Source organism: Litorilituus lipolyticus (assembly GCF_006439335.1).
In the GTDB taxonomy this organism is placed as follows: Bacteria; Pseudomonadota; Gammaproteobacteria; order Enterobacterales; family Alteromonadaceae; genus Colwellia; species Colwellia lipolytica.
This window is the reverse complement of sequence record NZ_SAWY01000041.1, coordinates 188,434-201,122: the sequence shown is the minus strand read 5'-3', so window position 1 is coordinate 201,122 and position 12,689 is coordinate 188,434. Positions and strand designations below refer to the sequence as shown.

General features: G+C 36.6%; 13 protein-coding genes. 6 read left to right on the top strand and 7 right to left on the bottom strand.

The features are described from left to right. Positions 1-3 precede the first annotated feature (3 nt). A complete protein-coding gene (locus EPA86_RS17615) occupies positions 4-840 on the top strand; it encodes a symmetrical bis(5'-nucleosyl)-tetraphosphatase (protein ID WP_140605698.1) in 837 nt (278 codons plus the stop codon). A 202-nt stretch (positions 841-1,042) separates the two neighbouring features. Beyond that, positions 1,043-3,061, top strand: coding sequence for a HAMP domain-containing methyl-accepting chemotaxis protein (locus EPA86_RS17610; RefSeq protein ID WP_140605697.1), 2,019 nt, complete (start codon positions 1,043-1,045; stop codon positions 3,059-3,061). A gap of 147 nt (positions 3,062-3,208) precedes the next feature. On the opposite strand, the gene EPA86_RS17605 is transcribed toward EPA86_RS17610, so the two are convergent. The 3 genes from EPA86_RS17605 to arfB all read right to left on the bottom strand — a co-directional run bounded on the left by EPA86_RS17605 (position 3,209) and on the right by arfB (position 5,465). Next, on the bottom strand, positions 3,209-4,078 hold the full coding sequence (locus EPA86_RS17605; RefSeq protein WP_246058464.1) for an HDOD domain-containing protein: 870 nt from the start codon (positions 4,076-4,078) through the stop codon (positions 3,209-3,211). 96 nt (positions 4,079-4,174) lie between these two features. Then, the gene (locus EPA86_RS17600; protein ID WP_140605696.1) at positions 4,175-5,026 is read right to left on the bottom strand and encodes a DUF2797 domain-containing protein; all 852 of its coding nucleotides are present in this window, start codon (positions 5,024-5,026) and stop codon (positions 4,175-4,177) included. A gap of 25 nt (positions 5,027-5,051) precedes the next feature. Continuing rightward, positions 5,052-5,465 (bottom strand): alternative ribosome rescue aminoacyl-tRNA hydrolase ArfB, encoded by a 414-nt coding sequence (arfB, locus tag EPA86_RS17595; protein WP_140605695.1) that lies wholly within the window; start codon positions 5,463-5,465, stop codon positions 5,052-5,054. Positions 5,466-5,602: 137 nt separating this feature from the next. Between arfB and EPA86_RS17590 the strand changes: the two genes are divergently transcribed. Next, the gene (locus EPA86_RS17590) at positions 5,603-5,881 is read left to right on the top strand and encodes a GIY-YIG nuclease family protein (protein WP_140605694.1); all 279 of its coding nucleotides are present in this window, start codon (positions 5,603-5,605) and stop codon (positions 5,879-5,881) included. Positions 5,882-5,988: 107 nt separating this feature from the next. Beyond that, complete coding sequence (locus EPA86_RS17585) at positions 5,989-6,726, top strand: DUF3581 family protein (RefSeq protein WP_246058462.1); 738 nt, start codon at positions 5,989-5,991, stop codon at positions 6,724-6,726. A 249-nt stretch (positions 6,727-6,975) separates the two neighbouring features. Here the strand turns inward: EPA86_RS17585 and EPA86_RS17580 are convergent, their stop codons facing one another. After that, positions 6,976-7,548, bottom strand: a complete 573-nt coding sequence (locus tag EPA86_RS17580; RefSeq protein WP_140605693.1) for a hypothetical protein — start codon at positions 7,546-7,548, stop codon at positions 6,976-6,978. Between the two features lie 89 nt (positions 7,549-7,637). Between EPA86_RS17580 and EPA86_RS17575 the strand changes: the two genes are divergently transcribed. Together EPA86_RS17575 and EPA86_RS17570 are read left to right on the top strand one after the other, a co-directional pair. After that, on the top strand, positions 7,638-8,489 hold the full coding sequence (locus tag EPA86_RS17575) for a DNA ligase (protein WP_140605692.1): 852 nt from the start codon (positions 7,638-7,640) through the stop codon (positions 8,487-8,489). A 99-nt stretch (positions 8,490-8,588) separates the two neighbouring features. Next, positions 8,589-9,479 (top strand): class I SAM-dependent methyltransferase, encoded by an 891-nt coding sequence (locus EPA86_RS17570; RefSeq protein WP_140605691.1) that lies wholly within the window; start codon positions 8,589-8,591, stop codon positions 9,477-9,479. Between the two features lie 87 nt (positions 9,480-9,566). Here the strand turns inward: EPA86_RS17570 and EPA86_RS17565 are convergent, their stop codons facing one another. The 3 genes from EPA86_RS17565 to EPA86_RS17555 all read right to left on the bottom strand — a co-directional run bounded on the left by EPA86_RS17565 (position 9,567) and on the right by EPA86_RS17555 (position 12,672). Then, the gene (locus EPA86_RS17565) at positions 9,567-10,991 is read right to left on the bottom strand and encodes a sodium-dependent transporter (protein ID WP_140605690.1); all 1,425 of its coding nucleotides are present in this window, start codon (positions 10,989-10,991) and stop codon (positions 9,567-9,569) included. 226 nt (positions 10,992-11,217) lie between these two features. Then, on the bottom strand, positions 11,218-12,060 hold the full coding sequence (locus EPA86_RS17560) for an HDOD domain-containing protein (RefSeq protein ID WP_140605689.1): 843 nt from the start codon (positions 12,058-12,060) through the stop codon (positions 11,218-11,220). Positions 12,061-12,195: 135 nt separating this feature from the next. Further along, positions 12,196-12,672 carry an Lrp/AsnC ligand binding domain-containing protein gene (locus tag EPA86_RS17555; protein ID WP_140605688.1) on the bottom strand — a complete coding sequence of 159 codons (477 nt, stop codon included), beginning with the start codon at positions 12,670-12,672 and terminating at the stop codon, positions 12,196-12,198. Between the last annotated feature and the right edge of the window lie 17 nt (positions 12,673-12,689).

Genomic DNA, 12,689 nt, shown 5'->3' with positions numbered 1-12,689 from the left:
CTTATGGCAAATTATATAGTTGGCGATATTCAAGGGTGTTTTAGTGAACTAGAAGCACTATTAAATAAAGCTGACTTTGCCCCTGAGAAAGATACACTTTATCTAGCAGGCGATTTAGTAGCCCGCGGCCCAGACTCATTAGCGACCTTACGATATGTTAAATCACTAGGAAGTTCTGCAAAAATTGTGCTGGGCAACCATGATTTACATCTACTCTCTGTTTATCATGGCATTAAAAAAGTTAAACAAAACGATAAATTAGATCGATTACTTTCCGCTAACGATGTCGACGAGCTAATGAGCTGGTTAGCAAAGCAACCCTTAATCCAACAAATTCCCAGTAGTATAGATAATAAAGAAGTTGCCTTTTTAAGCCACGCAGGCTTGCCTCCACAGTGGGATATAAGCTTAGCTTTAAAGTGTGCCGCTGATGCTGAACAAAAACTCGCTTCAGCTGAATTAACATCATGGTTAACAATTATGTATGGCGAACAGCCTAACAATTGGCACGAAGTAACTAATGAGCAAGAAAGGTTTCGATATACTGTTAATGCTTTAACACGCATGCGGTATTGCTTTAGTGATGGTTCATTAGAGTTTTCCAATAAAGCTGCACCAATGAAAAATCAATACGCAAATAACCAAGCCATTTACCCTTGGTATAGCTTAGAAAAAATACCTAAATGTACTCATTGGCTGTTTGGGCATTGGGCATCTTTAATGGGGCAATGTGAACAAGATAATATTCACCCATTAGATACAGGCTGTGTTTGGGGGAACCATTTAACAATGCTTAGATGGGATGATAAAAAGATATTTATTGAACCTGCACACCAATGACAAAATAATAACACTAAATCCCCCCGAAAGGGTGAAAAAGCCATTTAGCTTGTTATAATGGAAATAAGGTTAAGTTTTTAATTGATTTGGTCGATAAAACTTGATGTTATGCTAAAGAAAATAATGGCATATTTAAAAAACCGTTAAAAATTAATATAAAATAATATAATTAACGCATTACTAACTTCAGTCGGTGGTATCTATGAATTTGACCGTAGCTATGAAAATTATTGGTGGCTTTACCATAATTTCTGTTTTACTAATTGCAACCAGTATCATTTCATTGTCCAATTTGAATACGATTAGTGATTCTACCAATCAGCAAAATGAATTAGCCATTCCTACCTTAAAAAGCAGTAACATACTTGCTTTAGAGTTAAGTCAATTAGCTAACTTTTCTTTGAAGGGCTATTACGAAACTGATTTAGCAAAACTGGCAACAGGGCTAAATAACTTTAAAAGCAAGGATAGTAAATTCTCAACAGAACTAAATGGCTTAAAAACTATTGTAGCGAAAGAGAACAATTTATTATCTAACCTCAAGCAGGTTGATAGTGCCTATGCCTCTTTTAGAGCGTCTTCTTTAGCTGTTTTTGAAAATCACAAGAACAGTATAGAACAACAAAATGCACTTATTGAAAAAGTCGATTTACTTGAAGAAAAAGCTGATGATGCTGTGATGCTACTACTTGATCTGGCCGATCATGATTTAGCTGACACCAAACTTCAACGAGCTATTAGTTTGAGTGAACAAGTAGAAAATCAATTTAACTCTATTGTCTCTTCTGCCTTCGAATACCGAGATACCTTATCAATTAGCACTGCTGATTTAATCGAAAGTGAACTTTCTTTTAGCTCTGAAGAAGCAACACAATCTATTGATGAGATTCTAGCTGAACTGAAAATGAACAATGTTTCAGGCATCACTGAAGAGTTATCCAATGCTTTTGCAGAGATAAATTCTCTGCTTTCAAGCACCAATGGTATTGTAGCTCATAAAAAATCTCAATTATCAGCGAATACTTCAGCAAAAAATAAGTTAGCTGAATCTGAGAAAAATGCTCAACAGGTAAATGACATCTTAAATAAGCAGGTGAATCTAGCTAACCAAACAACCATTCAAACGAGTGAATTAGTAGAGAGCTCAGTAAGCCGAGGTACCAGTCAAACTATCTTTATCTCAGTAGCTTCAATTATTATCGCTATAGTTATTGCACGCTTTACTTTATTAAGTATTACCCGACCTCTAGCCAGAGTTAACGATATGCTAAATGTTGTTTCCTCAGGAGATCTATCACGTAAGCTAGATGAAAGTGGTAAAGATGAGTTTGCCCAGTTATCAGCGAACTGTAACTTGCTTATCGAAAGTTTAAGAACACTAATACAAAGTATCGTTAGCCGCTCTACTCAATTGGCAGCTGCCGCAGAACAAACATCAGCGGTAACTTCACAAAGTACAAGCGCAATTGAAGAGCAACGCAATCAAGTTGAGCAAGCTGCTTCTGCAACAACTGAAATGAGTAGCACATCACAAAGCGTTTTATCAAGTGCCAACGATGCACTTGGTGAAATAAAGCATGCTGATGATGAAGCCGAGCGCGTTAAAGTTATTTCTGAACGCAATCGTCATACTATAGAGGAGCTAGCAGCAGAGGTTGATTCTGCTGCACAAGTCATAAACCAATTACAACAAGACAGTGCTTCTATCGGTAGCATTCTTGATGTTATTCGCGGCATTGCAGAGCAAACTAACTTACTTGCATTAAATGCTGCAATTGAGGCAGCCCGTGCTGGTGAACAAGGTCGAGGATTTGCCGTAGTTGCTGATGAAGTACGTACCCTAGCAAGTCGTACTCAAGAGTCAACCTCAGAGATTCAAACTATGATTGAAGCACTTCAATCTGGTGCAGGTAAAGCAGTAACAGTGATGGACACAGGTAAGAATAAAGCGTCTGATTGTGTACATCAAAGTGAAGAAGCTGATAAAGCTTTAGAAACTATTACTCACGCAGTTCACGAAGCATTTGATAGAAGCTCTCAAATTGCAACAGCAGCAGAAGAACAAAGTGTCGTTGCTCATGAAATCAGTGAAAACTTAGAATCTATTGTAGCAATAGCAGAACAAACAACTGCAGGCTCTCAACAAACAGCCGCTTCAAGTAGTGAAGTTGCAAAACTTGCCGAAGAACTACAACAGTCAGTTCAAGAGTTTAAACTATAAACGGAAGTAGTTTATTAAGACTAATAAATCATTAACGTTAATAAAATAAACAAATAGATAATAATAAACCCGCTCATTGCGGGTTTTTTTTAACTAAAACATAGAGTTTTGTTTTTGCTAAATGTTAATCATCCATTAACTTAACGACTAAAAGACCATTGCAGCACTTGGATTTAAAATTGATAACATCCCTAAGCGTTCAAGGTCACAAAAATCTGCAGCTGCGGTAAACACTCGATTATCTAAACCAAGCTCTTCCATTAAATCCGCTTCAATAATGTCTGTATAGTTAGTTTGTTTAACCACAACATTCTTATGCATAATACGTTTTGCAATATGGAGTAACTGGGTCTCAACATTATAGTGGTACCATTCTGGCTGATCTTGATGTCTAATCGGTGAAAATAAACTATAAGGTAGCTGCCAAAGCTTCATCAATTCAGCTGTACATTCCCCGTAAGTAAAACCAAGAATGCTCTGCTGCTTTTGCCAAGGTAACTCTGCTAAATCATTCACTTCACATTTAGCAATTAACTCAGGCGTCACTTGTTTAACAATCAACTCTCCCAAATTATGAAGTAAGCCTAAAATAAATAATCTCTCAGCATTGGCTACATGCAAATGGGTACCTAAGAATTTAATCAACAAAGCGCAATCTACACTTTTTAACCAGAATAAATCTAAATAATCTGCACCAGCATCAATTGCTTTGAATGCTTCTTTGGTGAAGTAAGCGATAACCAAGTTATACACTTCAGTGATTCCAAGCACTAATACCGCTTTAGAAATAGTGTCTATCTTTCCTGGATAATTAAAAAATGAGCTATTAGCGAGTTTTAATACTGTAGCAGTAAGGGCAGGATCAAGCAGTATAACATCTGAAATGTCATCAATGGTTGACGACTCATCGTCAATTAACTCTTTGATACGGAGAAACGAATCTGAAAGCACAAAAATATCACTTGCTTTCTCGGCATACTGTTCCGCACTCATCATAATCACTTGCTCTGCATTCATATAGATATAACCTTAAATATAATTTCTTATTGATAATGCTTACCTATATACAGTATAGCTTAAACCATAACGAGTGCTGGCTGTTAATTCAAAAAGTTAGTACTCAATACTAATTTGATATGAACTAAACTTTCTCATATTAATAACACCGGTATCAAAAATTAAATACTGCCCTTTAATTCCGATTAGCTTACCAGTCACCGTCGGTGTTTTATCAAAATTAAATGATGATATTTTAGTTAAGTACTCATCAACTGGGTAAGATATTTCAGTTACTTCTTCATCAAGTAACTGAATAGCTTCTTCACCAAATTTAAGTTGCAACTCAGCTAATTTATTAGCTATTTTAGGCACTAATTCATTAGCAATAGCTTTCAAATCAATTGGTTCAGCAACGCCTTTTAACATTGCTCGCCAATTTGTTTTATCACTAATAAATTCTGCTAAAGCAATTTCAACTAAGCCCGATTGAAGACGACTAGAGACTTTAAAAATTGGCAATGCCTGCGTGGCTCCCTGATCAATCCAACGCGTGGGAATTTGTGTATGACGAGTGATACCTACTTTTAAACCTGAACTATTAGCCAGGTACACATAATGATCAACCATGCAATGTTTGTCGCCCCAAGACGGCTCTCGACAGGTACCTAAATGGTGATGGCAAGTTTCAGGCTTCATTATGCACATATCACACTGAGCCAACTTAGTCATACAGGGGTAACAAAAGCCTTGAGAATAACTTTTCTTTGTTCCTTTTCCGCAATGTTTACATGCTATCTTCCCAGAAAACTGTAAAGTAATAGTTTGACCAATTAATGGATTTAACTCGATTGACTGTGCACTACTTTGCTCCTCAATAGCAGCTAAAGGTAACTGGTACTGAACTTGGGTATCACTATTTAATTGGGCGGTTAATTTCGCTAAGGAACCTATTTCACTAATTGGCATTAATACTCTCTTTATAAAAATTAGATTAGAATTTTACTTTCTGACGACTCTGTTTCACTGACTTTCTATTAGCCTTGCTCTCTAGCCTGCGCTTTACAGAACCTTTTGTTGGTTTAGTTGGCTTACGTTTTTTCTGCACTACCAATGCTGATAATATCAATGTTTTTAATCGCTCTAATGCATCTTGTCTATTCATCTCTTGAGTTCTATGAGATTGAGACTTAATAATAATAACCCCATCAGCCGTTATTCTGCTATCGGATAGTTTTAAGAGCCTTTCTTTATATATGGCAGGTAATGTAGAGCGCTTAATATCAAAACGCAAATGTATTGCAGTTGCGACTTTATTTACTCGTTGCCCGCCACTTCCCTGCGATCTGATCGCATTGAGTTCGATTTCCCACTCAGCAAGACTTACGGTATGTGAAACTTCTAGCATGATTTCATTATTTTAATTGAGCAAAATGACATTGAATTTTTATAGCAACGTACTGATAAGTTTTCATATATTCCAGCAAAGTTTATATGGTATAACAGACCCTGTGCTTAACATTAACACTTGCCCAAACTAATCACATGAAAAAAACTTGGTACGCCTATTTCGTCAGATGCAATGATAGTAGTCTTTATGCTGGCATAACTACTGACGTATCACGTCGGGTCGAGGAACATAATAGCAGTAAGTTAGGTGCCAAATATACCCGTAATAAGCGCCCTGTCGAACTGGCTTATGCTACTAGTGTAGAAAACAGAAGCCAAGCATGTAAACTTGAATACGCCTTAAAGAAATTATCAAAAGCTGAAAAAGAGCAACTTGTCGCACAATACTCAGCCCATCAAACAGAAAAACCGTGACCATTAGTGGTCTGCTTTCTCTTACTTTCTTGCATTTTACTTCGATTTAGCTGCCAAGTACTGATAGAATGCGGCGTTTTTGTTAAAAATTGAAGTTGCTACACCATATGTCTATAGAAAATACACCGACTAGAAAAATGTTCATTGAAAATTACTGCGCAATTGATCAAGAGAAAATTAGTTTTACTCGCGAGCAAGGCAGTACATTTGCTAAACAAGTTGCTGATGACTTTAACCCTCTACACAATGAAGATGCAAAAAAATTCTGTGTGCCAGGTGATTTATTATTTTCAATTATAATTGCTAAATCAGGCTTACATAAGCAAATGACGTTCGATTTTTCTGGTATGGTCAGTGATGGCGTAGCTCTGACATTTCCAGACGAGATCACAGACAGCGCTGATATTGTCGATGACAATGATAAAACCTATTTAAGCGTACATGCTAGTGGCGAAAAAACCCACTGCCCGGCCTTAATAGACGCCTTAACGAAAGCTTATGTTGATTTTTCAGGCCATACCTTCCCTGGTATTTTAGTTAAGCTTATGGCTGAAAATAATGTCATGATCAATCCAGCTAGACCCATGGTAATGTATCAAAGCATGTCTATTGATCTATTTAGATTAGATGTTGAGACATTAGAATTAAAACTCGCTGAAACCAGCCTAACTATTGACGGAAAACGTGGTGATACTTGGTTAGAGTTTGATTTAATTTCAAATGGGGAACATGTAGGTCATGGCAAAAAGCACATGCTTATGAGTGGCTTGCGTGAATATAACCAAGACAGTATCGATTCACTCGTTGAACAATACCGACAAAGTAAAGCAGACTACCAAGCTTAACTGGCTAACATCTAACATTAGCTGGTTGATGCGATTTTTAGAAAAAAAGAGCTGTAACAAAGACAGCTAATAGAATTCTAAAATTACAATACCTTAATATGCGCGGCAACTATGAACTTGAAACAGTCTATAGTTGTCATATTCTTCAACGTCAGCTTTTCGTTTATAGTTATCTAGCAAACACTATAAATCTATCATTAAAAAAACTTTCCGATTAGGTTTGAACGACAAGCTCTTAGACAGCGTTATTTACTCTTTATAACTCTGCTCAAAAGCGATTTTTTGTGCTAAGCGATCTTCGCTACAATAAGCAAAGGTTGCAATAGCTTTGGGTTTTACACACTGTTTCGGCTGTTGATAATAACTAAGCCAAGCTTGCTGCATTTTTCCTTCATAGCTACTCTTCAACGAGATTGCTCTTTCTGTTTTAAAAGGAGAATCAGCATACTTTTTATCTTTATAGTTAAATGATCGCGAGGAGTTTTTCTTCATTGAATAATTCACATAGCGCTGTTGATTATTTACTTGATGTTTAAACTTCTTTTTTGATGATTGCTGCTTTTTACTTTTACTGTAGTTTTTACCTTTACTTTTGCCATAGCTAGGATGCTCACATTGCCACCACTTTTCTCGAGCTTTATCTTCTCTTGCTCGCAAGCTTTGGCCTCTTTTAGCTGAGTAACTGCTGCGTTGTAATGATTGAATATTATGAAGTTTTTCAAGAAGAGGTTTACATTTCTTTTTGGCTTGAGCATTGAAACTACATAGAAAACATAGCAAAACACAAACATAAAACCATTGAGTGTAATCCTTATTAAACATGACACATCCTTGTGAAAAAAAATAAGTTTTTAAATTATAGTCTAAAATGATTCATTGTACTTACCTCAACATAAACAAGGATGTTTATCATGAATAATTATCTATACTGCGTACTAATTTTTATAGCGATAACTTCAAATCTCGCCGCTCAATCTCACCATAAACCGTCTATCCAGCATGGCATAAGCTACAACGAGCAAAGCGATTTAACTAAAAATATTCAGTTATATTTTGTCTCAGAAAAGCTTGATGGCATGCGTGGCTATTGGGATGGAAACACACTTTATTCAAGGCAAGGTAACAAAATCAACACCCCCACTTGGTTTACCAAAGATTGGCCCGAAACCCCGTTTGACGGTGAATTATGGATGGGACGAAATAGCTTTCAACGCTTAATGTCTTGCGTAAAATCGACTAACAACAGCAATTGCTGGCAATCAATACGCTTTTATCTCTTTGATATGCCACTTCATCAAGGTAATTTTCAGCAACGACTCGCAGCAATGAAACTGGCTGATACCCAATGTAAATCTCCTTACCTCACCGTAATAAAGCAGTTTAAAGTAGCCAGTATGTCAGCGTTAGAGTACAAGCTAAACAACATTACCGAACAAGGTGGCGAAGGATTAATGCTGCATAAAAGTACGGCATTATACAAAGTAGGTAGAAATACCGATTTAATTAAACTTAAAAAGCATCAAGATGATGAGGCAATTGTTTTAGCGCACAACTTAGGTAAAGGAAAATATCGTAATAAACTCGGCTCATTACTGGTTAAAAATCGACAAGGTATTACCTTTAAAATTGGCTCAGGTTTCACTGATCACGATCGAAATTATCCACCAGAAATTGGTAGTACCATTACTTATAAATACAATGGAACTACCGATGCAGGTATTCCGAGGTTCGCTCGTTACTGGCGTATTAGAAAAGATAAATAACAACTATAACCACCTGACTAAACCATACGGACACTTATACAAAGCAGCGCATTATTCACGTATAATGTCCCTACCTTATCGTTTTCCTTAATCACAGCTATGCTTTCATACATTTCTGCTAGCGATCTTTCGCAGTGCCAACGCTTATTTCACGGGCGTGGTCATGCCTACCCTGAGTTATCTCACATAAATATTGATTGGTTTGCTCCCGTCATACTTGTCACCTTGTACCAAGAAGTCGAACCAACATGGTTAAGTGATTTAGCTGAGCAATTAAAAACTGAAATAACTGAATGTAATTCAGTACAAGTACAATACCGCTGTAGAAAGTTTGCCCCCACAGAAGTATTACTAGGTGAAGACATTGAGCACACCGTTGTTAACGAGCTAGGACAAGATTACAATATTCACTTTGGTAAAGCGCAGAACTCAGGGCTTTTTCTCGACATGAGAAACGGACGAGCGTGGGTAAAAGAAAATGCTCACGGTAAAAATATACTCAACTTATTTTCTTATACTTGCCCCTTCTCTGTTGTCGCCATTGCTGGTGGAGCTGAAAAAGTAGTTAACATAGATGTCAGTAAATCTTCTTTAAGTAAAGGACGAGAAAACCATCGTTTAAACCAACACCCATTAGAAAGAGTGAAGTTTGAAGGTGTAGATATTTTTAAATCTAATAGCCGAATTAAAAAACATGGCCCTTACGATATTATTATTTCAGATCCACCGACATTACAGTTTGGCAGCGTTAATATTGTTAAGGATTACGCAAAAATAATTAGAAAAATCCCTCAATGGTTAAAACCAGGTGGGCAAATCATGTTATGCCTCAACTCACCCGATTTAACTGAGGACTTTTTATTAGAGCAAGTGGCACAGCACTGCCCTGAATGCCAATTTGAACAACAAATAAAGCCGCCAGAAGTCTTTAAAGAGGCTCATCAAGGGAAAGGCTTAAAGGTACTTATTTTTACCTATTTACCAGAATAGGTAGCTATTAAGTTGCACAAAAAAACCTAGCAATTTATTGCTAGGTTTTTTTACGAGTATTAATAACGCTACTGAATATTTACACAGCTACAAACCAAACAAGTTATAGCCAAAGAACTTAATAGCAACGGTATTAATAAAAATAGCTAACACAATAACTGGTATAAAAGTGCCTAACGAAAAGTTAATATACTTTTCCACCCAAGATCCTATGTAGCCTTCATTACCCACACTTAATTCTTCAGAAAGTTGTTTTTTCTTCCAACGGTAGCTAACGAACACACATAATAAGAAACCATTTAGCGGTAAAATAGTGTCGTAAAAAACATCATAAATTACATCAAAGAATGACTTATTAGCTCCTGCATATTCAGTGAACTCAGTGAAGAAAGGCACCATACCAAATGAGGTTGTCGCAAAGAGGGTCAGCACCCCCGCAGTTAGCGTTAAAATGAGTAATGCTTTTTTACGGCTATGGTTTTTCTCTGTCACTAAATAAGAAACAGGCACCTCAATAATAGAAACGAGTGAAGTAATCGCAGCAAAAAACACTAAAACAAAGAAAAAAGTTGCCACAGCACTTGCACCGAAATAACCTATTGAGCTTTGTAAAGCTAAGAAAATTTTAGGTAAAAAGGTAAAAATCAATGACACAGAACTATCACTTAATTCACTGGTATTTACATCAGGATTAAAAGAAAACACTGCTGGCAATATCATCAAGCCTGCAATAAAAGCAACACCGGTATCAGTAATAGCAACTAACTTTGCTGAATTTGGAATGTTTGTTTGACGGTTTATATAAGAGCCATAAGTTAGCAAGATCCCCATACCTAATGAGAGTGAGAAAAAGGCTTGTGACAAAGCACCGTTTATCACACTTGGGGTTATCTTTGAGAAATCTGGTACAAGGAAGAACTCTATGCCAGCAAAAGCGTTATCAAGGGTCAAGACAAAAACCACCATAATAACTAACATAATAAGTAACGATGGCATTAATATTTTTGCTGCTTTTTCAATACCATCTTTCACGCCTGCTACTAAGATAAAATTAACAATGCCGGCAACAGCAATCATAGCAACAAACAAATATGGGCTATTAATAAACTCACCAAATCCAGCGCCACTCGCTAAGTAATCAAGATTACCTGAGACGGTTATCACAATATAACCAAAGACCCACACGGTGATTACCATATAAAAAACAGCAATCATAAAAGGTGTTAGTACCCCAAGAAACCCTGCCGCTCCCCAAAAACCACTATTATGGCTTAATGATTTATATGCCCCAACAGGCTCCTTTGCCGTTTTTCTACCCACAGCCATTTCAGCAATCATCACAGGTAGGCAAATCAGAAAGACAAACAAGGCGTACATTATTAAAAATGCACCACCGCCATTTTTGGCAGCATTTACTGGAAAACCGACTAAGTTTCCTATACCGACGGCAGAGCCTGCCGCGGCTAATATAAATCCAATGCGTGAGCTAAAATTCTCTCTAGTTGAGGCCATACGTTTCCTTCATTATTTTTATTATCTTAATTTTTTATACTTATTTTAATAGTTGTTCTTATTGTTAGATTTTAATGCTTGTTGTTAGCAACAATTAAAAACGCCTTAGATGCTAACAAGCTTTATCAACGATGTCTTGCTAGAAAGGAAAAAGCTTTTCATGAAAATGTAACTAAAGCCTGCCATCAAAACACTCGTTTATAATAAGCCAAATAAAAGCAAAAACTTATTGAGAGAATAACTTAGGGTTCATCATAGTTAAAATGCTCGCAGCTTCTTTACTTGCGCAGTCAGCAACATGATTCAAATCATCTTCAGTTAACGACAATGCATCGCAAATAGAGTCGTCAATGAGATCATCTATGGTGAATTTGTCAGGGTGACTATCCACTAATGCTAAACGGGATGCTATATATAACACCTTCACATCTTTGTTAATTTGAATATCTTTTGCTTCATTGAAGTGTCGAATAGGCAAAATGATCTTTTCAGGTATTTGCCATATTTTAAGTAGTGCGGCCGATATATCGGTATAAGTAAAGCCAAGCGCTAATTCTTGTAGTAACCAAGGAAGTTTATCTGCGCTATATTGTTCGCAGCGTTTAGCCGCATCCGGGGTGATTTTAGCGACTAATAACTCACCGAAATTTTGCAATAACCCTGCGACAAACAAACGCTCTATATCTCTAATACCTGAATGAATCGCTAAATATTTACTCGCTAAACCACAATAAACACTCATTCGCCAAAATCTTTTTAAATCAATCGCTTGATTTTCAAAATGTTTAAATGCCGACGCAGCAACATCGACTAACATCATATTATAAATGGCTTGAGTACCAATAATTGTGATGGCGCGTGAAATCGTACTGATTTCCCCAGAGAAACTGTAAATAGCACTATTGGCAATTTGTAATAATCGGGAAGTCATCGATGGATCAACACCAATAACATCAGCAAAGTCTGTAATTTCTGAGCTTTCATCTTCCATCAATGCTTTCACTTTAAAACAAGCATCAGGTAAAGCAAATGAGCCATTTGCTTGTAGAGCATATTCATGTGCGTTCATTTAAATCCCTTATTTCTATTAACAATGCTATGCGAGCAAGTGAGGTGAGGTTTATTCGTTGCTACTATTAAAAGTATCATAAAAACTATATTTTACTAACCATGCCACCTTCTTTAAAAACTCATGAAAGCTACATTAATCAAATGGTATACCCGTATCCTGCTTAATATGCTCTGTTACCATATAAGTTTGTGTTTGTGCTATGGCAGGTAAACTTGAAACTTTTTCTAGTACCAAACGGTAACCTTCAATATCAGCAAAGCGAATTTTAAGTAAATAGTCATACCCGCCTGCAATTAAATGACATTCAACCACTTCTTTCATCAAAATGACTTCTTTTTTGAAGTGTTTAAAAACATCTGCTGTGGTTCTATCAAGAGTCACCTGAATAAAAGCCGTCATGCCAAAGTTCAGTTTTCGTGCATTTAAAAAGGCACCATACCTTTCGATATACCCTTCTGTTTCTAGGCGCTTAACTCTATCTAAACAAGGGCTGGCACTTAGGTTAACTTTTTTAGCTAACTCAACATTAGAGATACGACCAAATTTTTGTAACGTAGATAAAATCACTTTATCAATCCTATCTAAGGGTTTTGTTTTGCTATCAGGCATAAGAACAATACTTTGTA